The organism is Streptomyces sp. NPDC003697, assembly GCF_053587115.1.
In genome coordinates, this window is sequence record NZ_JBSFNN010000025.1 from 18,191 (window position 1) to 38,355 (window position 20,165).

18 protein-coding genes and 1 pseudogene are annotated in these 20,165 nt (G+C 70.1%); 8 read left to right on the top strand and 11 right to left on the bottom strand.

Annotated elements, in window-relative coordinates; translation table 11 throughout:
- The first annotated feature begins 17 nt into the window (after window positions 1–17).
- The 3 genes from ACWDNY_RS13165 to ACWDNY_RS13175 are packed head-to-tail and all read left to right on the top strand — an operon-like array spanning window position 18 to window position 4,400.
- On the top strand, window positions 18–2,126 hold the full coding sequence (locus ACWDNY_RS13165) for an acetate--CoA ligase family protein (RefSeq protein WP_451645827.1): 2,109 nt from the start codon (window positions 18–20) through the stop codon (window positions 2,124–2,126).
- Between the two features lie 46 nt (window positions 2,127–2,172).
- Window positions 2,173–3,414 carry an MFS transporter gene (locus ACWDNY_RS13170; RefSeq protein WP_451645828.1) on the top strand — a complete coding sequence of 414 codons (1,242 nt, stop codon included), beginning with the start codon at window positions 2,173–2,175 and terminating at the stop codon, window positions 3,412–3,414.
- Window positions 3,411–4,400 (top strand): cyclase family protein, encoded by a 990-nt coding sequence (locus ACWDNY_RS13175; protein ID WP_451645829.1) that lies wholly within the window; start codon window positions 3,411–3,413, stop codon window positions 4,398–4,400. Before ACWDNY_RS13170 ends, ACWDNY_RS13175 begins: the two co-directional genes overlap by 4 nt.
- A gap of 261 nt (window positions 4,401–4,661) precedes the next feature.
- Here the strand turns inward: ACWDNY_RS13175 and ACWDNY_RS13180 are convergent, their stop codons facing one another.
- Window positions 4,662–6,212 (bottom strand): M20/M25/M40 family metallo-hydrolase, encoded by a 1,551-nt coding sequence (locus tag ACWDNY_RS13180; RefSeq protein ID WP_451645830.1) that lies wholly within the window; start codon window positions 6,210–6,212, stop codon window positions 4,662–4,664.
- A gap of 278 nt (window positions 6,213–6,490) precedes the next feature.
- On the opposite strand from ACWDNY_RS13180, the gene ACWDNY_RS13185 reads away from it, so the two are divergent.
- Window positions 6,491–7,150, top strand: a complete 660-nt coding sequence (locus ACWDNY_RS13185) for a TetR/AcrR family transcriptional regulator (protein ID WP_451645831.1) — start codon at window positions 6,491–6,493, stop codon at window positions 7,148–7,150.
- Here ACWDNY_RS13185 and ACWDNY_RS13190 read toward each other — a convergent pair.
- From ACWDNY_RS13190 to ACWDNY_RS13215, 6 genes are all read right to left on the bottom strand, one after another.
- A complete protein-coding gene (locus ACWDNY_RS13190; protein ID WP_451645832.1) occupies window positions 7,134–8,501 on the bottom strand; it encodes a phenylacetate--CoA ligase family protein in 1,368 nt (455 codons plus the stop codon). The genes ACWDNY_RS13185 and ACWDNY_RS13190 overlap by 17 nt on opposite strands.
- Window positions 8,498–10,159: a carboxylesterase/lipase family protein gene (locus ACWDNY_RS13195; protein WP_451645833.1), complete on the bottom strand. Its 1,662-nt coding sequence runs from the start codon at window positions 10,157–10,159 to the stop codon at window positions 8,498–8,500. The genes ACWDNY_RS13190 and ACWDNY_RS13195 overlap by 4 nt, the downstream gene beginning before the upstream one ends.
- Window positions 10,160–10,188: 29 nt before the next feature.
- Window positions 10,189–11,433 carry a choice-of-anchor Q domain-containing protein gene (locus tag ACWDNY_RS13200; protein WP_451645834.1) on the bottom strand — a complete coding sequence of 415 codons (1,245 nt, stop codon included), beginning with the start codon at window positions 11,431–11,433 and terminating at the stop codon, window positions 10,189–10,191.
- Window positions 11,434–11,647: 214 nt separating this feature from the next.
- Window positions 11,648–11,917 (bottom strand): hypothetical protein, encoded by a 270-nt coding sequence (locus ACWDNY_RS13205; RefSeq protein WP_451645835.1) that lies wholly within the window; start codon window positions 11,915–11,917, stop codon window positions 11,648–11,650.
- A complete protein-coding gene (locus tag ACWDNY_RS13210; protein ID WP_451645836.1) occupies window positions 11,914–12,198 on the bottom strand; it encodes a hypothetical protein in 285 nt (94 codons plus the stop codon). Before ACWDNY_RS13210 ends, ACWDNY_RS13205 begins: the two co-directional genes overlap by 4 nt.
- A 117-nt stretch (window positions 12,199–12,315) precedes the next feature.
- Entirely contained in the window at window positions 12,316–12,990 is a 675-nt protein-coding gene (locus tag ACWDNY_RS13215) for a hypothetical protein (protein WP_451645837.1), read from the bottom strand.
- Window positions 12,991–13,406: 416 nt separating this feature from the next.
- On the opposite strand from ACWDNY_RS13215, the gene ACWDNY_RS13220 reads away from it, so the two are divergent.
- A complete protein-coding gene (locus tag ACWDNY_RS13220; protein WP_451645838.1) occupies window positions 13,407–13,742 on the top strand; it encodes a hypothetical protein in 336 nt (111 codons plus the stop codon).
- A 33-nt stretch (window positions 13,743–13,775) separates the two neighbouring features.
- A pseudogene (locus ACWDNY_RS13225) lies at window positions 13,776–14,163 on the top strand (transposase); the annotation flags it as partial.
- 190 nt (window positions 14,164–14,353) lie between these two features.
- Here ACWDNY_RS13225 and ACWDNY_RS13230 read toward each other — a convergent pair.
- On the bottom strand, window positions 14,354–15,268 hold the full coding sequence (locus ACWDNY_RS13230; protein WP_451645839.1) for an alpha/beta fold hydrolase: 915 nt from the start codon (window positions 15,266–15,268) through the stop codon (window positions 14,354–14,356).
- 81 nt (window positions 15,269–15,349) lie between these two features.
- On the opposite strand from ACWDNY_RS13230, the gene ACWDNY_RS13235 reads away from it, so the two are divergent.
- Window positions 15,350–16,018 (top strand): TetR/AcrR family transcriptional regulator C-terminal domain-containing protein, encoded by a 669-nt coding sequence (locus ACWDNY_RS13235; RefSeq protein WP_451645840.1) that lies wholly within the window; start codon window positions 15,350–15,352, stop codon window positions 16,016–16,018.
- Between the two features lie 121 nt (window positions 16,019–16,139).
- Here the strand turns inward: ACWDNY_RS13235 and ACWDNY_RS13240 are convergent, their stop codons facing one another.
- Window positions 16,140–16,757 (bottom strand): TetR/AcrR family transcriptional regulator, encoded by a 618-nt coding sequence (locus ACWDNY_RS13240; protein WP_451645841.1) that lies wholly within the window; start codon window positions 16,755–16,757, stop codon window positions 16,140–16,142.
- Window positions 16,758–16,826: 69 nt separating this feature from the next.
- Here ACWDNY_RS13240 and ACWDNY_RS13245 point away from each other — a divergent pair, with 69 nt between their 5' ends.
- On the top strand, window positions 16,827–18,161 hold the full coding sequence (locus tag ACWDNY_RS13245; protein ID WP_451645842.1) for an alpha/beta hydrolase: 1,335 nt from the start codon (window positions 16,827–16,829) through the stop codon (window positions 18,159–18,161).
- A gap of 662 nt (window positions 18,162–18,823) precedes the next feature.
- Here the strand turns inward: ACWDNY_RS13245 and ACWDNY_RS13250 are convergent.
- On the bottom strand, window positions 18,824–19,480 hold the full coding sequence (locus ACWDNY_RS13250) for a maleylpyruvate isomerase N-terminal domain-containing protein (RefSeq protein WP_451645843.1): 657 nt from the start codon (window positions 19,478–19,480) through the stop codon (window positions 18,824–18,826).
- 228 nt (window positions 19,481–19,708) lie between these two features.
- Complete coding sequence (locus ACWDNY_RS13255) at window positions 19,709–20,155, bottom strand: cupin domain-containing protein (RefSeq protein WP_451645844.1); 447 nt, start codon at window positions 20,153–20,155, stop codon at window positions 19,709–19,711.
- Window positions 20,156–20,165 lie beyond the last annotated feature (10 nt).

Below are 20,165 nucleotides of genomic sequence, written 5' to 3' on the forward strand. Positions count from 1 at the left end.
CCCGAAAGGACCCATTCATGCCCGTTGACTCCGGCACTCACTGGGCGCAGCGCCTGCTGCACCCGCGCTCGGTCGCGATCGTCGGCGCGTCCGCCCGGCCTGGCAGCATCTCGACCCAGGCGCTGGCGAACCTGCGGGACTTCGGCTACGCGGGCCGCGTGCTGCCCGTCAACGCGAAGTACACAGAGCTCGACGGGCTGCCGTGCTACCCCTCGCTGGACGCCGCACCGGGGCCGGTCGACCTCGCGCTGATCCTGGTGCCGGCGGCCGCGGTGCCCGGTGCGATCGACGACTGCGTGCGCGCCGGCGTCGGGACGGCGGTGGTGTTCTCGTCGGGATTCGGTGAGCTCGGCCCCGAGGGTCTGGATGTCCAGGAGCGGCTGGCCGGGGCGGCGCGTGCTGGTGGTGTGCGCCTGCTCGGGCCGAACTGCCAGGGCCTGATCTACCGGCCCAGCAGCCTCGTCGCGACGTTCAGCGAAGCCGCCCAGGCCGGGCTCGGCGAGTCGAGCGGCATCGCCTACGTCGGCCAGAGCGGCGCGATCGGCGGCTCGTTCCTCGGGCTTGCGCGCGAACGCGGCATCGGGCTCACGGCGTGGGCCAGCAGCGGCAACCAGGCCGACCTCGGCGTCGCCGACCTCGCCGCCGGATTCCTGGAAGAGGACGAGGTCCGGGTCGTCGCGATGTACCTGGAGGCGATCCCCCCGGGTGCCCAGTGGCAGCAGCTCACCGCGCGGGCGCGGAAGCTGGGCAAGGACCTGGTGGTGCTGCGTTCCGGGCGCTCGGCCGCCGGGCGGCGCGCGGCCGCGTCGCACACCGGCGCCATGATCGGGCCGGACACCGCGTTCGAACTGGTCTCCGCGGACAACGGCGTGATCGGGGTGACCGACATCGACCAGCTGCTGGACACCGTTGTGGAGCTGGCCGCGGGCAAGCCCGTGCGCGGGCCGGCGGTGACCGTGGTGACGAGCTCGGGCGGCGCGGGCGGGATCGCGGCGGACTGGCTGGAGGAGGCCGGGCTGCGGACCGGCGAGCTGGCCGCGGATACGCGCCGTGAACTCGAGCGGTTCATCCCCGCGTACGGCTCCACGAGCAATCCCGTGGACGTGACCGCGCAGCTGTTCTCGCAGGACGACGGATCGGTTTTCCACGTGTGCCGGACGATCCTCGACGATCCGGGCACCGACGTCCTCATAGTGATCATGACGAACGTGACCGGCGCCCGCGCGGCGCGGGTGGCCCGCCACCTCGTGGCCGCGGCGGAGGGCACACCGAAACCGCTGGGCGTGGTGTGGCTCGCCGACGGCAACCAGATCGCCGAAGCGACGAAGATCCTGCGCGACCACCACGTTCCGCTGCACGACTCGATCGGGCGCAAGGCCCACGTGCTGGCCCGGCTGTTCCGGGCCAACGCCGTCCGTTCGTCGGTGCGGCCAGAGCCGGCGGTCGACGCGACCGAAGTCTTCGTCGGCTCCGGCGTGGTCACGGAGGCGGCGGGCGCCGCACTGCTGGACGCGCTGGGAGTGCCGCGGCCCGAAGGGGTGCTCGTCACGAGCGCGGAGGAAGCGGCCGAGGCGGCGGTCCGCTTCGGCGGCCGGGTGGTGCTCAAGGCGCAGTCCCCCGACATCACGCACAAGTCCGACGTGGGCGGTGTGCGGGTCGGCGTCCCCGCCGCCGAAGCCGCCGCGGCCTACAAGGACACGGTCGGCGCCGTACGCGCCGCCCGGCCCGATGCGATGCTCGACGGAATCCTGGTGCAGCGCCTGGTGCCGCCGGGGATCGAGCTCCTCGTCGGCGTCGAGGGAGCCGCCGACGGCTACCCGCCCGTCGTGACCGTCGGCTTCGGCGGCGTCACGGCCGATATCTACCAGGACGTGGTCACCGGGCTCGCCCCGCTGTCGGAACCCGACGTGCGGGAGCTGCTCGCCCGGCTGCGCGGGGCGCCGCTCCTGCGCGGCTACCGCGGCAGGCCGGGGGCTGACGTGGACGCCGTGGCCACCGCCGTGGCGTCCCTTTCGCGGTTCGCGGCCGGCCTCGGTGACCGGCTCGCCGAGCTCGAGATCAACCCGCTCATCGCACACCCGAACGGGGTAAGCGCGGCCGACCTGGTGCTGCGCTTCACCGAGTAGATGCTCCACCGGCCCGCAACGAAGCGAAGTTTCGGAAGGAGTGGTCATGACGTCCGTCCTGACCAAGGTTCCCCCGCTCACCCTCGACCGTGCGCAACTCCGGGTCTTCTGGGCCACGTTCGCGGGCTGGGGGCTCGACGGGTGCGACTACATGCTCTACACGCTGGCACTCGGCGCGGTGAGTGTCGCGTTCGGACTGAACCACGAGCAGGCTGGCTTGATCGGCACGGTCACACTGCTCTTCTCGGCATTCGGTGGCATCGTCGCCGGCACGTTGTCCGACCGATTCGGCCGCGTCCGCATCCTCGCGACGGCCATCTTCGTGTACTCGCTGTTCACGGCCCTGTCCGGAATCGCGAGCAGCTATCCCGAGTTGCTGGTGTACCGCGCGGTGGAGGGCCTCGGCTTCGGCGGCGAGTGGGCCGTCGGCGCGGTGCTCATCTCGGAGGTCATCCCCGCAAAGAAACGCGGCGCGGTCGCCGGGTTCATCCAGGGCGCGTGGTCGTTCGGCTGGGCGCTGGCGGTGCTTGCGTCGGTGCTGATCCTGCCGAACTTCGGCGGCCTCGGCTGGCGCATGATGTTCTGGATCGGCCTGGTCCCGGCACCGATCGTGATCTACATCCTGCGCAAGGTGCCCGAGTCTCCCGTGTGGCTGGAGGCACGCCGAACCCGCAAAACCAGGACACCGATCAGCCTCGGGCTCATCTTCCGGCGCAAGTTCCTGCGCTTCACCATTCTCGCGACGCTGCTCTCGATCGGCATGCAGAGCGGGTACTACGCGATCTTCACGTGGCTGCCCACCTACCTCTCGGAGAGCCGCGGGCTCAGCGCGGTCGGCGCGGCCGGCTACCTCGTGTTCGTGATCGCCGGGTCGTTCCTCGGTTACGTCTCCGCGGGCTTCGCCAACGACCGGTTCGGCCGGAAGCCGACGTTCGCCGTGTTCGGGGTGCTCAGCGCGGTCACGGTCGTGGTCTACGCTTACGCGCACATCCCGTCGGGCGTCGTGATCTACGTCGGCTTCCCGCTGGGGTTCTTCGGCTCCGGCATCATCAGCGGCTTCGGCCCGTTTCTCGCGGAGCTCTTCCCGAGCGAGATGCGCGGCGCTGGGCAGGGCTTCTGCTACAACGTCGGCCGCGGCGTCGCCGCGCTGGCTCCGGTGGCGGTCGGTGCCCTCGCTGGCAGCTACGGCCTGGGGACCGGGATCTCGGTGTTCGCAGCCAGCGCCTACGGTCTGTTCCTGATAGCGCTCGTGTTCCTGCCCGAGACACGCGGCCGGGAGCTCGCATGACCGAGGCAAAGGAGAACGACGTGCCGTTTCCGAGCCACCATGACCTGCGCGCCCGCGCCGACGGACCGGCCGGCTCCAGCTGGGGACTGTTCCCGCGGACGCCCGAGCGCGGCATGGCGAATTTCGCACAAGCCCCGCACGTGGTGTCGGCTGCCGGCCTGGTTCGTCAGGGCACGGTGATCAACCTCGACTACCCGCTCGACGCGTTCGACCCGTCGGTGGTGTGGCGGACCCCGCCGAAGCAGACGATCACGTCGTCGCATGCCGACCAGCGCGACGACTACGTCGACCACCTCTGGCTCCAGGCGAGCTCCCATGTGGATGGTCTGCGCCACCGCCGGCACCACGAATGCGGCTTCTACAACGGCGTTCCCGACGACGAGATCAACCCCGGCACCCCGGCGCTTGGGGTGCAGCGGTGGGCCGAGGACCCCATCGTCGGCCGCGGTGTGCTGGTGGACCTCGCGCGTTACCGAGAGTCGCTGGGCAGGCCTATCGACCACGCCGCTGGCGAACCGCTGCCGCTGGACCTCATCGAGCAGACCCTGGACTGGCAGGGCGTGGCCCTGCGCGAGGGGGATCTTCTCCTGCTGCGCACCGGCTGGGCCGAGTGGTACCTGTCCGAACTGGACACCGCCGGCCGCGAGGCGATCGGGAAGACGCGCCGCTGCACGGGCCTCGCGCAGTCCCGCGACCTGCCGGCGTGGTTCTGGGACCATCGACTCGCCCTCGTCGCGTCCGACACTTTCGCCCTCGAATCCATGCCACCCCCACCGGACCCGCACTTCGGCGGCCCCCACGAGCCGGGGATGCTGCACCAGGACCTCATCGGCCTGCTCGGCCTGCCCATCGGAGAACAGTGGAAACTCGACATCCTGTCCGCCCACGCTGCGAACGGGGGCGGCTACACGTACCTCGTGGTGGTCAAACCGCTTTACCTCGTCGGCGGCGTGGGCTCCCCGGCCAACGCGGTTGCCCTCTGCTGACCCACTCCCGGCTGGGCTGTCTCCCGAAACAGGTTGGCCCTTGCACACGCTGCCAGGGGCTGACGGTGCGCAGCACGGCGTCACGGTGGTCGGCGGCGAACAGGAAGCGGCTCACCAACTGGTCTCTCCCGCGCAGTACTTGGCCGCCCGGCGCAGGATGTCGCGTTCCATCTCCAGCTGGCGGACCTGCTTGCGCAGTGCGGCAATCTCGGCGTCCTTTCCCTTTCGATCGCAGGCGCATGCCTGCTGGGTATCGACCTGTCAGCTGAGGAAGCGGGAGAACATCCGGTACATGAACGCGGTCCCCTGCCGCAGCGCCTCGACGTAGATCCGTTCGTTGTTTCCGTGCATTGTGATGAGCTGGTCGTTGTCGAGTACGTACGGGTAAACGCCGTATCCGGGGATGCCGCGCTCGCGCCACGGCGCCAGGCTGGTGCCTGCTTCGAACAGGGCCGGTGCGAAGACCGTGCCGGGGTAGGTCTCGCCGGCGGCGCCTGCCAGAGCGCGGAACAGTGGAGTGTCGATGTCGGCCGGCGGCGTCGCCCAGGTCTTGTCGAGTTCGTCGAGGTACTGCTCCTCGGTCTTGCCGGCTGGGGCGGCGAGCGCCACTTTGATGCCGCGGCGGGCCGTCATCTCGCGGACCTGGGCAAGGAAGTCGCGGGGCTTCTGCCCGCCGGGGATGCCACGGCAGTTGATCCGGACATGCGCCGAGGACGGGATCACGTTCTCCTTGTAGCCGGAGTCCTCGATGACGAACGCATGCGTGGTCCGAAGCAGGGCCTGGTGCAGCCACGGGTAGGAGGACTTCGATACCACGACGCGCGCGGCTCGTTCCCGTGCGTTCTGGCTGCGCGCGGAGAGCATGAGCTTGATGGCGCGGGCGAACTCCGCGTCGTCGGTTGCCTTCGCCAGCGCCGCGAAGTACTCGCGTGTCACCGCGGTGAGGTGCACCGGCGCGAGCCAACTGCCCAGTTCAGCGACCGCCCGGGACAGCGTCACGATCGCGGCGTCGGGGTTGGGCTTGGAGGAGTGCGTGGCGGTGCCGTCGGCGGTCAGGTCCAGGTTGAAGTAGACCTTGTCCTGCCGGGTGGCGGTGATCAGCATCGGGGTGGTCTTGTCCTTCTGCGCCAGGAACCAGCCGCCCTCAGTGAGGACCATGCCGGCGTCCACCTTGTCCCAGTGGTTGGTCGCCAGCCACCGCGACCCGAACGAACCGGCCTCCTCGTCGCAGTCGGTGAGCACGATGATGTCGCGCTCAAACCGGGACCCCTCGGAGATGTGCCGCAGCAGAGCGCTGATCGTCGCCGAGTTCGCACCCTTCATGTCGAGGGCGCCGCGGCCATACACCTCCCCGCCCCGCACCGTGCCGGAGAACGGATCGACGGACCAGTTCTCCCGTTCGACCGGCACCACGTCGGAATGGCCAAGCATCAGCAGCGGCGCGGCGGAGCTGGTCCCGGGGATCCGCGCGATCAGGTGCACGTTGTTCGGCTGCGGAGTGTCGATGATCTGTGCGGGCACCCCGGCGTTCTCCCACACCGCCTTGAGCATCTCCGCGTGCGGGCGCGTGTTGGCGCCTTCGCCGTGGTTCTGTGTGTCGTAGGACAGCATCCGCTGGAGCAGGTTGAGCGGGTCCCTGTCCGCCTCCGGCACCGCAGTCGCGGCCACCGCCGGACTCACGGCGGCGCCGGTGAACAGGTTGATGCCTCCCAGGCCAGCGGCGCCAAGAGCGGCGGCGCCGACTCCGCCGAGGAAGGTCCGCCGACCCAGCCGCGCCCGGGTCACGGCAGTCACATCACGTGAATCGTCCATGCTTTCCTCCTTGCTGCACGGATGGTTGGCATTCGAGCTTCACGACCACGCCTGTTCAGCGTCAATCACCAAGGAGCGCCGCAGTCGATGAGCGGGGCGTCGCAGTCGACGAGCGGTATCCAATCCGCGACGAACGGCGTCCTGGTCCTGCTCCCATGATGCAGATGCCAAGAATCCCTCACGCACGCGGGCGGAATGACCGGCCACAGGCCCGACCGCTCAGCGACCGGCTTCTTGCCTGCGCGGGGTACTGCCTGTGCTTCCTCTAGAGTCGCCGTATGACGGAGGCACCGGCCCAGGACCGCGGCGCGCGGTCCCGTGACGCGATACTCGACACCGCCACCGACCTGATGTCGCGCCACGGCTACGCCGCCACGTCCATCTCGATGATCTCCGCCGCGTGCGGTCTGCCGGTCAGCTCGATCTACTGGCACTTCGGCAGCAAGGAGGGGATCTACGTCGCCGTGCTGGAGCGCGCCAGGACCGCGCTACTGGCGGCTCTGCCTCCGGCCGAGGTGCCGGGCGCCGACGTCGCGCAGCGTCTGGACACCTTTCTCATGGGGGTCGGGGACGCCTTCCAGCGCCACCCGCGTGGTGTGAAGCTGCTGTTGGGGCTGGGCATGGTGCGGCAGGACGCCAGTGCCGCGGCCGTGGCCGAGGTGCGTCACTACCGCGACGCGCTGGTGACCTGGGCCCGGGATTCGGTGAGCTCCGTCTTCGCGCTGCGTGACCGCCCCGAGGCGGCGGACGAGTTGGCGCGCTTCACCCTGAGGATGGCGAGCGGAACCGCCGTGGCCCGTTGGTTCGAGCCGGACACCGTCCTGGACACCGGACCACTGCGCGTGGCGTTGCTGGCGCTGGCGGCCCGCCACGGCGTTCCGATGCGGGGCGTCCCTGGCGAGGACGCCCCGTCGCCGGGCGTCACGGCCAGGGAATGACGACCCGGTACTTGCCGCCCGCAGACTGCTCGGGTGGCTCGTGGGCGCGTTCGACGCTCACCTGGCCCGCGCCGTGAGCGGTGAGCAGGGCGACCATCTCCTTTCGCACCGCCGTCCACAGCCGCTCCCGATCGACTGCGGCGGCGGACAGGATCCGCACGCGGACGCAAGTGGGCGCCGTCTGGACGATCTGGAACAGGTCGATGCCCGGGATGCTTTCCAGGAGGGTCTCGAAGGCCATCGGCACGATGTGCACGGTGCCGCCGCCCCGGCGTGGGAAAGACAGCACGTCGGCCGCGCGGCCGCGTACTCTGATCGCGGGGAGCGGGTCTCCGCACGGGCACGGGTCAGGACGCAGCAGAACGCTGTCGCCGAGGTCGTAGCGCAGGATCGGCTGTGCCCATCGGCACAAGCTGGTCAGGAGCACGGTGAAGGACTCCTGGCCCGGCGGGGTGGGGCGGAGGTCGGGGCCGACGGGCTCCAGGATCAGCCAGTCGCTGTGGACGTGGAGCCATCCCGACGGGCAGCCGTAGGCCAGGGCGAGGCTCTCGTTGCAGCCGTAGGTGTCGACCAGGTGCGACCCGAAGGCAGAGCGGATCCTGCGGTGGTCGTGGTCACTGACGCCCTCGGCCAGCAGTGACACCGCGGCCGGGGCGATGCGCAGCCGACCGGCCAGCTGCTCGCCGGCGAGCAGCGCGATCACAGTGGCGTAGCCGGCCAGGAACACCGGGCGGTACTGGTTCAGCTGGTCCACCAGCTCGGGCAGCGGGCTGTGCACCGACAGCACCCGGCTGCCCCGGGCGGGCAGCCGACCGGCCGCGCGGGAGCGGACGATGACGGTGTACGCGGCCAGATGGCCGCCGATGGCCACGATGTGCGCCGCCCGCATGCGGCGGGCGAGCAACCGGGCCGTCACCACGGGCGTGAGGGTTCGCCGGGCGGCCCGCAGCGACAGGGCCCTGACCACCGCCGCCGCGCGGTCGTCGAGCAGGAACAGGCCCCGGTGGCCGGTCGTTCCGGAGGTGGTGGTGACCAGGTATCGGCCCAGGAAGCGCTCGCCGGCCCGCCGGGGATCCGCGACGAAGGCCCGTACGCGGTCGATGGTCACCTCGGGATCGGTGACCCAGTCGTCGAAACGCGCCATCAGGTTCTGCTTGCGCGTGACCGGCAGCAGGGCGGAATCCTCAACGCGTTCGGGTAGCGTCCGGTACAGCTCGCGGTAGTACGGGGAGTGGGTGCGGGCGAAGTCGATCATCGCGGCCAGCCGTTCGCGCTGCCGGTGCGCCAGGGCGTCCGGGCCCTGCCGCAGCGTCCGGCGCCCCTCCCGGATCAGGGCGAGTGTCGATGTCATCGCACGGCTCCTCCGGGAACGGAAGCGGGCTGCCAGAACGCGCAGTGGTGGTCGGCGGCGAACCCGGTGGTGGGTCCTACCCGGTCCGGGGCCAGCACCTGGATGTGGTCCCCGTCGGCCGTGTAGCGCGGCCAGGGCTCAGTCCCGGGCGCGTTGGGGTCGCCGGTGGCCGCGAAGCGGGCCCAATAGGCGGTCATCGTGGCGGACAGCCGCCGCTGGGCGGGCGTCAGGGGCGCCACCGAGTCCATGGGGAACAGATAGGCGAGTTCGGAGGCGTGGAAGGCACCCTGCGGCGTGTGCGGTGCCGGGATGAACGGCGGTGCCTGGGCGTCGTGGAACTCGTAGGCGTAGACGGGCGCCCGGCTGCCGTACAGCCGGTTGTCGGCCCGTGCCGGGCAGGCGAACCGCTGGTCGGTGCCGATGGCGGAGTACGCCAGGTTGGCGGACGGATAGGCCGAGACCGGGTAGGTGTCCAGGACCGCGGCTGCGCGGTTGCCGTGCTGGAGCCGGACGAGGTCGGCGTACGAGGCGGGGGTCAGAGGGCCGCCGCCGAGCAGATCCACGTACAGCGCGGTGAAGTAGCGGTATTCGTCATGAGTGTTGCCGCTCAGCGTCGGGACCGCGTTCACTCGTCCCTCGGCCCACGCCGTGTGCGGAGGGCGGGGCAGGACACGGGGGCCGGTGTTCGGGGCCCACAGGGAGGCGGCCCCTGTCCCGGTGGCGCGGACGAGCTCAGTGGTGGGCAGGGCACGCAGGCAGCCCGCCGCGGTCGTCGGGTCGGTGCAGCCGACCGAGGCCGCGAAGCCGCTTCCCTTTCGCTCGCCCGCGTCGAGCGGGAGGGGTGTCAGACCGCCGTCCGCGGCGCAGGCTCCGCTCTGCTGGATCGCCCGGTGGAACAGGCCTTTCGCGGTCGGCGAGGCGACGTGGAGGCAGGTGTCCGCCGATCCGGCGGACTGGCCGCCGAGCGTCACCCGGTGCCGGTCGCCACCGAAGGCACCGATGTTGCGCCGCACCCAGCGCAGGGCGGCCTGTTGGTCCATCAGGCCGTAGTCGCCCGAGGCGTGGTCCGGGCTCTCGGCCGACAGGGCGGGGTGGGCCAGGAACCCCAGTGCCCCGAGGCGGTAGTTGACGGTCACCACGACCACACCCCGCGCGGCCAGGGCGGTGCCGTCGTAGTCGCTGCCCGCGCCGTGGACATTGCCTCCTCCGTGCAGCCACACCAGGACCGGAAGGGGGCGGTTGCCGGTGCGGGCGGGTGTCCGGACATTGAGGTACAGGCAGTCCTCCACGGTGCTGCCCGTGCGGTTGGACTCGCCGGGCAGGACGGGGCCGCCGTCGGGGAGCAGCGTCAGCGGTGACTGGGGGCATGGGTGGGCCGGTGCGGTGGCGTTCCGTACGCCTGACCATCGCGGCGCGGGGCGCGGCGGACGCCAGCGCAGCTCACCGGTCGGCGGGGCGGCGAACGGGATCCCCTGGAAGACCCGCCCGCCGTCGTGGACGGCCGCGCCCCGCACCCAGCCGCGGTCGGTACGCACGACCACGGAGTCGGGGGCGGAAGCGGCGCGGGCAGTGGGCGGAGGAACGGTCAGTGACAGCAGCAGGGCAGCGACGGCGGCTGTGGCGCGGGCCAAAGTGGGGCGCAGGCTCGGGGCTCTCATCCTTCGCTCCAGGTGTCGGGGTTGGGGGGTCATGGCGTGTGCTCGTATGCGCCGATGTCACAGGTGGCGCCCTGCGGGCGAGTGACGCCGCGCTGATCGGTGGCCGGGCAGCCCTCGGCCGCGTCCAGGGCGGGACTGCCCGGCAGCAGCGCCACGGTGTCCGTGGGGCCGCCATGGTTCGCCAGCGGTCCGACCAGCGGGTCACGACTGGGCAGATCGCCTGCGGCCGAGAGTCGGCAGCTGCCGTCGCCGTCGATGTTGTGGCCCAGCGACGTGATGGTGGCGAAGGCCTTCTCGCAGTCGGCGGTCGCGCCGTCGACGGTGTTGCCCGCGACGACGGAGTTGCGCAGGGTCATGCGCCCCAGTGGCAGATCGACGATGTCGGGGATGGGCGCGGGCAGGCTGTCCAGGTAGGCCGGCGCAATGTTGATTCCGCCTCCGCCGTCGCTGGAACTGTTCCTCGTGATGGTCGAGTTGAGGATCTGCACGGCTCCCAGGCCGCGGATGTCGATGCCTCCGCCGTAGCCGCCGAGGCTGCCGGGGCGGTCGCCGGGGTTCCGCACGCGGTTGTCGGCGATCGTCGAGTTCGTCACGGTGCCGCTGTCGTCGAATCTGATGCCGCCGGCCTCTCCGGCGGCGTTCTGGCTGACCGTGCTGTCGACGAGATCCAGGTGGGAGTCCGGGATGTTGAAGACGCCGCCGCCGTAGCCGGCGGAGTTGCCGGTCACGGCGACCCGACGCAGCGTCAGGTGTCCAGCGTTGGCGATGCCACCGCCACCGGTGTCGGTGAAAGGCAGTTCGCGCTGCTTGGCCCTTCCCCCGGTGATCGTCACATCGGACATGCGGGTGTCCGCCCGCAGGCGGAAGACCCGGTCCAGGTGGTTGGCGTCGATGATGGTGCTCCGCGCGCCGGCGCCCTGGATCGTGGTGGGTGCGTCGACGTTCAGGTCCCCCGTGGTCGGGTCGGGATGGTCGCCGATGATCAGCCGGGGGTCGGGCGGGATCGTGAGCCGGTAATGTCCGGGGGGCAGTGTGATCGTACTGCCCGGCCGGGCGTTGGCGGCCATCGCGGCGGCACGCAGGCTGCACGCGCCCGACGCGGTGCGGCACCGGCCGTCCGACGGGTCGGCGTCCACCGCGTCGGAGGTGGTGTCCACGACGAACTCCGCTGGGCCGGCGGCCGGGGCCGCGGTGGCGTTAGCGGTGGCGGCGAGTGGCGCCGTGATGGCGAGGACGGTGGCGGCGAGTGTCGCAGGGGTGACTCGGACTCTCATGCGGTGAACTCCTCCCGGCGAGGAATCTGGGCGTACGAGGAATCGGTGGCTGCGGGAACTGGGCACTGGTGGGGATGCGCGGCTCGTGCGGACAACGGCGCGTGGTTGCGCTGGGAGCGGCGGCGCCGACCGACGAGCGGAAGAAGAACCGGCAGAGCGGGAGAACTAAGGTCCGCGTGTCTGTAGGGAGCGTTCCATTCAGAGCGGTCCGTGTCTACGCGCCGACAGAGAAACGGCCGAAGTGGAGCGCTGCCGTACATCGGGAGAAGACCAGGCCGATCGCCTCCAGGTAGCGGTGCAGCACCGCCTCGATGGGCGCCGGCACGGCGATGGGGGCGTGGACCAGGGCGTCCCAGTCGCCGCAGCGCCAGTCGAGGGCACCGTCCGGCGCCGCGATCCGCTGGGCGAAGACGCGACAGCCGACCACGGTGACGCGCACGACGCCGGTCTTGGGGATCTGCGCCTGGAACAGGTGGGCGGTCACCGCCAAGGACTCGTCGAAGGCGTCGGGGACGACGCGCTGGGCCCAGGTCGCGCCGGTGTGCCCGTCTTCGCCGGCGGCAGGCCGCGGAACGGCTTGTAGATCACGGCCCCGTGCTCGGCGGCGAGCTTTTGGGCGTCCTCGACGTCACCGGTGATCAGGATCGGCGGGAGGGTCAGGCCGGGCTGGGCGGCCGTCTGGAGATGGGCGGGCGTGAAGTCGGCGGCGGTGGCCGCGCCGGGGTGGTTGACGTAGCGGATGCCGTGACGGTGGTTCGCTGCCAAGCGAAGTGATGATCGCCCGCTCACTGGCTACGCGACGGCGTGGGCGCGTCGACGGGTGACAGCGCGGTTGACAGATCGTTGTTCGGTGCGCAGCGTTCCGGCGGCCCCGGGGGACCGTCAGGCGCAGCCGCGCCGCCAGTTCCAGCCCACGAAGGTGTGACGCAGATCCACCTCGAAGTGGCAGGAGGCGGTGCCCACGGCCTTGATGTCGACGTACGAGTGGTGGGTGTTGGCGTACCAGGTCCCGGTCGCGTCGAAGATGCCCCGGTAGGTGAAGTCCGCGTGTGCCTCGCTGCGGTAGACGGAACAGCCAGTGGCGCAGTCGACGCTTTCGGTGGCCGACGTCCGCGACCAGCCCGCGTCCCACGGCTCCCGGTTCCACTGCTGGGTGGCCTCGGTGGCCGCGCTCACGACACCGCCGCCGGTGGTCCAGTGCGACGTCAAGTACAGGCCGGTCATACGGATGTTGCAGCAGTCGTACATTTCGTTCCAACTGGAGAGCCTGTGCCGGCCGCTCTCGGTGTCTTTGGTCCCAGCCCGTGCGGCGGTACCCTCGGCCCGGCCGAGCGGCATCAGCCGCACCTCACCAGGTCGTGGCCTGCAGTCGGCGCCGATCGAGACCTCCTGTTGTACGGCCATGCCCGCGGGCGGCGCGGGCAGTGAGCCCGTCAGCCGCATATCGCCACAGGAGCGGTTGGCGCGCGCTCCGTCGCCGACGGCGGACGCCGGAACGACCGCGAAGGACAGCACAGTGGCGACGAGCGCTGAGCCACAAGCGATCCGGATGGGCAACTGCCCTCCCCTTCCTCAGTGTCGACTCGGCCCGGTACCCGCGCGGTATCTTGGTTCCCGCTCAGCAGATGCCCGTGATCTGCCGGGGCAGTCCAGCGCAGACGCCTCCGCCATCAGCCCCTCTCCACCGGCCTGGGACGCGGCCTTCGGTGCCTGCGACCTCTGCTGGCTCCTCCTGTCGTACCGGGGACGGGTACCACAGCCCGTCCCTCCCCCAACGACACGGAGTTCCTTCCCCACCGGCAACCACCAACCAGCCACATCCGGTTGAACAGCTGCATCTGAGTCAATCCGCCCAATCCTCGGCGCACCGCAGTCCGTTGAGATGCATAGTGTGCGCCGTCGGCTCGCTTCGACCCGGCCTGACACCACACAGGGGCGGATCGTACAACCGGCTGCAGGTCCCGCTGCTGGAAATGGGCATCCTCCAGCGGCTGGCCCGCACCCGCACGGGCGGACTCCTCTTCGGAGCCGCCCAGTGCGGCAAACGCCCCTCTCCCGCGATGATCGAGGTCTTCCTCGATGTCTTCCTGCAGCAGGCCCATGCCTCCCTCGTGCCGATCGTGCGGGCATTCGCCCGCGAGGACCGCTATCCAGAGGGGGGCAGACATGATCCGCGGTCTTTGATCTCCGAGAGCCACAGCAAGCCCTGTCGCACTGGCTGGCCGGACGTAGCCACCTTTCCGGACCGCTCCTCCTCCCCCAAGTACGGCCGCGGCGACGCCAGCGCCGGACGCGGGTCTGTACGGTGAGCGGTGTAACTCCCGAGCCGGAAGCGACAGTTGATGACTGACGTGGCGAGTGACCCCGAGGCCGGGAAGGCCGTTGTGAGTGGGGCGGGCGCGCCGTGGATGACGGGCTGGTCGCCGAGCTGGTGGCCCGGGCCCAGGCCGGTGGGGTGAGGCTCACCGGGGAGGGCGGCCTGCTGCAGCAGTTGACGAAGCGGTGCTGGAGTCCGCGCTGGAGGGCGAACTCACCGATCAGCTGGGGCACGAGCCCGGTGAGCGGGCCGAGGGCGGCCGGGAGAACTACCGCAACGGGCACCGGCCCAAGACGGTGATCACTGAGTCGAGGCCGGTCGAGATCGCGGCGCCGCGGGACCGAGCCGGGTCGTTCGAGCCGCAGTTGGTCAAGAAGCGTCAGCGGCGTCTGGGCGGGGTGGACGAGATGGTCCAGCACGCCGCACGGCAGCGCACCCTGGACGACGCCCGCTCCACCGCCAGGACCGTCACCTGGCGCATCCAACGCCTCGCTGCCGGCAGTCCCCCAGCGAACGAGCACGAGCCGCCCATGCCCGTACATGACCTCGAACGCCTCCTGCCAGCGGGCAGGGTCTATGTGACCCGCGGCCACCGCGTGATCTTCAGTCTTCACAGAGGGTGGGTGGCTGGTCGTGGACGTGGTCGGCGAGCGCCCGCAGTTCGTCGGCGTAATCGGCCCAGACGTCGCCGACCAGGAAGTGTCCGACGCCTGGCAGGACGCGCAGGCGGGCCCCGGGGACGGCACCGGCGATGTCGCGTGCGGCAGACACACACAGCAGCGGGTCTCGCAATCCGTGCAGCACCAGGGACGGTGTGGTGATCCTCGCCAGCGGGCCGCCGTGCCACTTCGCACCGATCTGGCGGCTCTGTGCCTTCTGGTCGCGGAAGCTGGCGACCTGGTGCGCGGCCTCTTTGTCCACGAACGCACGCACGTCGTACTCGTCGATGTGTTGGCCGGGTGCGGCCAAGATGCGGGCTACGGCCAGGGCCAGGGCCAGGTTGCCCTGCGGGGTCTCGGGGGAATGCAACCTGGCGAAGCGGGCCAGAGGTGCCAAGCGCAGGTAGCGCAGGACACGCAGTCCCTTGACGTCGCTGGGCACGGCCGAGGACGTGGTGAGAGTGTGCACGCGTTGTGGATGGCGGATCGCGATGCGCTGCGCCACGAGCCCGCCCATGGAGTGGCCGAAGAGGTGGGCGCGCTCCCAACCGAGCGCGTCGAGAACGGCGACCGCGTCGTCGGTCAGGTCCTCGGCGCTGTAGGCCGGGGGCGCGTAACGCAGTAGGGCTGCGACCGGCGGGCGCTCACGCCGGTCGGGCAGGTGCGTGGACTGGCCGGCGTCGCGGTGGTCGTAGGCCACAACGTGGAAGCCGCGGTGGACAAGTTCGTCCACCAGCCCGTCCGGCCACCAAAACCGCGAGGTTCCCAGTCCCGTCACCAGCAGCAGCGGGTCGCCGCCCGCCCCGCCGAGGTCTTCAAAGGCGATCTGGATTTCGTCGTTGTACGCGAAGCGCGGCATGCCGACTCCCAGTCGATTGCAAACGTCGTTCGCGAACACCGTACTCAGAAATGTAGAGTGGCGGCAACGCGGGAGGCGACAGTGGCAGGACAGCAAGAAGCGGTGATCTGGTTGCGGCCGGAACAGGCACCGGTCGGACGCCCGGCCGAGCGCAGCCGCGCCGAAATCACCGCCGCCGCAGTGGAACTGGCCGACCGGGAGGGCCTGGATGCCGTCTCCATGCGCCGCCTCGCCGCGGCCCTGGGTACCGGCGCCGCCTCGCTCTACCGCTATGTGGCCACCCGCGACGACCTGCTCGACCTGATGATCGACAGCACCGCCGGCGAATACCGCCTGCCCGCCCCGAGCGGCGACTGGCAGGCGGACCTTCTGGAGATCGGTCACCAGGCCCGACAGATCATGCGACGCCACCCCTGGCTGCCGGTCCTGGTCGTCACGCGTCCTACCCTCGGCCCGCACGGGATCGACCTGCTTGAGCACCTACTAGACGTACTCGCCGACCACCCGGCCGAGCCCGCCCACAAACTCGAGGCATTCGCCGTACTGAACGCACTGACCGCGCTATTCGTCCAGAATGAACTGGCTGCATCGGCCCCCGGTGCCCAGCGCCAGTCCTCCTACCTGCGTCACGTGGCCACCGCCGGCACCCACCCTCGCATCTCCGCAATGCTCGCCGCCCAGCCCGAACGAACCTCCCACGACCGGTTCGCCACCGTACTGGCCCGCGCCCTCACCGGAGTCCTGGGCTGACTCCACCACAGCCCCAGCGCACAATCGAGCACCGGCGCCCCGACCGCCCTGGCTCACATCACAGCAACGAGATCGCCCACACCCGCCTGAGGGAAGGCCTGGATAACCAGCCCTGACCCTGTCAATGAGCGAGTTCGGCCTGGCGAAGACTGCGGAACACCGCCGGGGTCGCCCACCCGCGCAACGTGGCGTGAATCGCCGATCGGAATGCGGCCTCGGCCGTGGCGGCGTCGAGGGCCCCGGCCAGTTCGAGAGTCACCAGCCCGTGCAGGGTGGCCCAGATCGACAGGGCGATCGACGTTGCCTCGCCGACGAGGACGGACGCCGCCAACGCGCGATCGATCGCCGCGAGGAGCGGAAGGATCGGGTCACTGGCACCGATCTCCCCCGACGGATCGAAGGACTGCACACCACCGAACAGCACCGTGTACAGGTGGCTGTGTCCGCGCCCCCAACGACGGTAGGCGACGGCCAGCGCGTAGAGGTCGGCGAGAGGGTCCGCGGAGGTCTGCGCCGCCGACAGGTCCTGGAACAGGCCAGCGACGGCTCTGTCGCGCACCGTACCGATCAGCCCGTCCTTACCGCCGAACAAGGAATACACCGCCGTCGTCGACGCCTCGGCAGCAGCGGCCACGGCGCGGACCGTGAGCGACTCCCGCGGACGGGTGGCGAGCATCTCGGTCGCGCACTCTACAAGCCGTTCTTTGACGGCCTCGTCGTTTGTTCTCGGCCTACCCACGGCCAGCAGCCTACCTCGTTTTGATAACGTCGTTCTGAAACGGTGTTCTGAAACTGTCGGAGGTCCGCTATGCCCAAGTCCGCCATACGTCTTGTCCGCTTCACCGGACGCTTACTGCTGGCCCTGGCCGCCGTCGCGATGCTGGTCGTCGTTTTTCTCGCACTGATCGCCCTCACAGACGGGGCAGGCTCGGGGCTTGCCGCATGGTTGCCGACCCTTGGAGTCGGGGCCGTCCTCGCGACGTGGCGGGGCCGGCGCCGCACTTGGCCAGCGCGGCTCGCGCCGTTCCTGCCGGTCGCTGTCGCGGCAGCATTGACTGCGTCGGTCTGCATCCCGACCGTGCCGACGGCCCGGCGGTACCCGCCCGACCTAGCCTTCGTGACCACGCAGCACTGGAGCCTGACCACGGGCAGCCGGGTCGCGGTGTACCACTACCCGCCCGCGCACCCCAGCCCCCGGCATCCCAACCCGCTCGTGTACCTCAACGGCGGACCGGTCCGTGGCATCTCGGTGCTCGACCACCGGTTCCTGCAACTCCTGGCCCGCCAAGGCTACGACGTCTACGCCTACGAACAGGCCGGCGGCGGACGAAGCGACCTGCTCCCCATGGGCCAGTACACGATCTCCAGGTCAGTCAGCGACCTCGCCGCCTTCATCGACCGCCTGAACGAAGGCAAGGCTGACATCCTCGGATTCTCCTCAGGCGGGGCCGTGCTCACCCGAGCCCTGGCCGACCCGCGCGTCGCCGCACGCCTGCACCGGGCGATCATCGCCGAGCCCGGCCCCATGGACGGCCCCACCGCACACATCACCGGACACAAGGGCCGAAAATCCGCACGCGGCCTCGCGCCGGCCCCGACCGGACCGCGATCGACGCACGTCCCCCGGTACGCCGTGGCATTCGGCTTCATGCGACTCGGACTCCTCACCCCCGACACCGGACTGATCGGACAGGCCGAAGGCGACAACGCCTTCACCGCCGCAGACCTCGGCAGCGACACCGCATCCGCCTACTGCGCGCGCGACGCGCACCGCATCCCCGCCGAGGACACCGCACAGAACTTCTCCTTCAGTCCCGCCGCCAGCCTCCGCATCCAGCAGACGGTCAAGGACTCACCCTCCATCGCCCCGCAACTGAGGCGCTCCCGGACCCCCGCGATGCTGATGATCGCCGAGTGCTCCTCCCAGGTCCGTCAATGGGAGACCACCGTCCTTGCCAACGACCCCGCCATCCAGCGCACGCAGTACATGCCCGGAGTCGGACACCACATGTGGAACGGCCTCGACGACAACAACGACCGAGCCGCCGCCGTCATCACCGCGTTCCTTGAGGACAAGCCAGCACGCCTGCCGAACTCCCCGACCAGCGAAGAGATTCCTACCTTCCTGCGCGACCACCAATGAAGACGTTGCAGCCCGGCACCGGCAAAGGCGGGCGAAACCGCGAAGCCGCCTGGGCCCTACACGAAGTACAGCCAAGGACGAGCTCGTAGTCCCGAAAAGGGCAGCCGGACTCACCGAACTCCTGGCCCGCGAACTGCGCGCCCGCGGCCGCCAGGTCGTTGTCGAGCACCTCCACGTCCATCTCCCGCGCGTCCTCAAGGCGGCCGACACCAGCACCGGACCGAGCGCATCACCACGAGACCGCCGCCGCATGCAGGGACCGCGTCCACGGCTGGCGATACCTGCACTTCTACCCCGGCGACGACTCGGCGGAGCTCATCCGGATCCCGCGGGCCGTCCCCATCACAGCCATGCGGCACCCGGCTGTCCCGGTGACTACCGCCAATATCCCCAACCTAGGCCAAGGTGCCCGCGCGACCTGGGCAACCTGACCCCATGAAGCACAAAAGGCCCGTGCTCCCTGCGAACGTGACAGGGATGGCACGGGCCTTCTTGTGTTCTCCAGGGCGCAGCCCAGCGCGGTCAGAGACCGAAACAGATCACGGGCACCCCTGGATCAGCAGTGTGTCCACTGCGCCGTCAGCCACGGAAGGCGTTTTCCATCTCCCACAAGGTGGAAGTGATCTTGCTCACGTTCTCCCCGCCGCTGAGCACTGCATGAGTCAGGGCCGGGGTGTGCCGTCCCAGCGCCATGTGGTGAGTCGAGGGTGTCCGGGTAGTTCGGCGCGTCCGGTGGCCCACAAGAGGGTGAGCCAAGGGTCCGTGGGCGACGGTGCATCCGGAAACAGTCGGGCGAGCACCCGAGCACACAGATCGGCAGGCGGGCTCCATGCGAGACCGAGCCCTTGTGCAAGGTCATGCGTGTGCACCAGGGTCTCCACGATCCCCATCGCGGCGAAGCCTTCGGGGTCCGAGACGCCGAAGACGTGGTGGGCGCGGGTCTGCGGAGGCGTCGTGCGCACCATGGCGACCAGCAGCGCGCCGCTCGCTTCCAGGACCTGCAGCAGGCCGGCGGGCCCCGTCTCGCGGTTCGCATGAATCGCGTTTGCTGGGCCGCCGGGCCGTCGGCTCTCCCATACAAAGGGCACCTCGCGATCCAAGGGCGGTGTTTTGGGGCCAAGTTGCGCAGCGTAGGCGAAGAGGTCGTCACTGAGGTGCTCGACGGTTTCCCAGCAGTCCCATTCCAGCGAACCGGCCTTTCCTTCCCACGCGGCTGGGGGCGCCCCGCGAAGGACTGCCACAGCGAGTTGTACGACAAGGTCGAGGTCGTCCGCGGTGACGGAGGGCTGGGAGAGGGCAATATCGGCTGATCGGGACATGACAGGACCGTACCTCGCCCCGAGGAAGCGAGGGTGGTGTTCCGGGCTGACGCAATGACAGTGCGCAGCCAGCCCATCGAGGTTTCGATGGGCTGGCCCACTCCAGCATGTGACCGGCCACGGCCGTCCTCGACCTCGTGGCCGGTCTGCGCGGCCTTTTCAGTCATGCCGAACAGTGCATACAGGCGAGCGTCTGTCGCTGCTCAACGTCGCCTGGCCGTGCCGCCCTCAGGGGTGGGTGTAGTCCACGGCTGCGGGTTCGGTGTACTCGTCGAGTTCGGGCAAGTTCACGACGATTGGGTCGATGCCGGAGCGGACCACGGCCCAGACCGTCTCGAACTCGGGGGAGGCGTTGATCTCCTGGTGGATGATGTGAGCGGGAATGAACACGAAGTCTCCGGGGCCGGCCTCGGCCACGTTCTCCAGCTTGTCGCCCCATCGGTAGCGGGCGGTGCCGCTGATGACGTACAGGACGGTTTCCTGGTCGCCGTGGTGGTGGGCGCCGGTGGCGGCGCCGGGTTTGACGGTGCTGCGGAAGGCGGAGAGGTGCGTCGCTGCCGGGTTGCGCCCGTCGAAGGCAACCTGACGGATGAGGCCGGGGGTCTGGGGGGTGTTGCCGTCGAGCTGGTCGTGGTGCACGACACGGATCTGGGGGTCGGTGTGGCTGTCGCCCATGAGGATTGGT

Excerpts from the sequence above, each read along its gene's own strand:
- ACWDNY_RS13245 (WP_451645842.1), top strand. The coding sequence starts at position 16,827 with ATGCCCAAGTCCGCCATACGTCTTGTCCGCTTCACCGGACGCTTACTG.
- ACWDNY_RS13220 (WP_451645838.1), top strand. The coding sequence starts at position 13,407 with ATGGGCATCCTCCAGCGGCTGGCCCGCACCCGCACGGGCGGACTCCTC.
- ACWDNY_RS13230 (WP_451645839.1), bottom strand. The coding sequence starts at position 15,268 with ATGCCGCGCTTCGCGTACAACGACGAAATCCAGATCGCCTTTGAAGAC.
- ACWDNY_RS13190 (WP_451645832.1), bottom strand. The coding sequence starts at position 8,501 with ATGACATCGACACTCGCCCTGATCCGGGAGGGGCGCCGGACGCTGCGG.
- ACWDNY_RS13175 (WP_451645829.1), top strand. The coding sequence starts at position 3,411 with ATGACCGAGGCAAAGGAGAACGACGTGCCGTTTCCGAGCCACCATGAC.
- ACWDNY_RS13180 (WP_451645830.1), bottom strand. The coding sequence starts at position 6,212 with ATGGACGATTCACGTGATGTGACTGCCGTGACCCGGGCGCGGCTGGGT.
- ACWDNY_RS13250 (WP_451645843.1), bottom strand. The coding sequence starts at position 19,480 with ATGTCCCGATCAGCCGATATTGCCCTCTCCCAGCCCTCCGTCACCGCG.
- ACWDNY_RS13170 (WP_451645828.1), top strand. The coding sequence starts at position 2,173 with ATGACGTCCGTCCTGACCAAGGTTCCCCCGCTCACCCTCGACCGTGCG.
- ACWDNY_RS13255 (WP_451645844.1), bottom strand. The coding sequence starts at position 20,155 with ATGGGCGACAGCCACACCGACCCCCAGATCCGTGTCGTGCACCACGAC.
- ACWDNY_RS13195 (WP_451645833.1), bottom strand. The coding sequence starts at position 10,159 with ATGAGAGCCCCGAGCCTGCGCCCCACTTTGGCCCGCGCCACAGCCGCC.
- ACWDNY_RS13165 (WP_451645827.1), top strand. The coding sequence starts at position 18 with ATGCCCGTTGACTCCGGCACTCACTGGGCGCAGCGCCTGCTGCACCCG.
- ACWDNY_RS13185 (WP_451645831.1), top strand. The coding sequence starts at position 6,491 with ATGACGGAGGCACCGGCCCAGGACCGCGGCGCGCGGTCCCGTGACGCG.
- ACWDNY_RS13200 (WP_451645834.1), bottom strand. The coding sequence starts at position 11,433 with ATGAGAGTCCGAGTCACCCCTGCGACACTCGCCGCCACCGTCCTCGCC.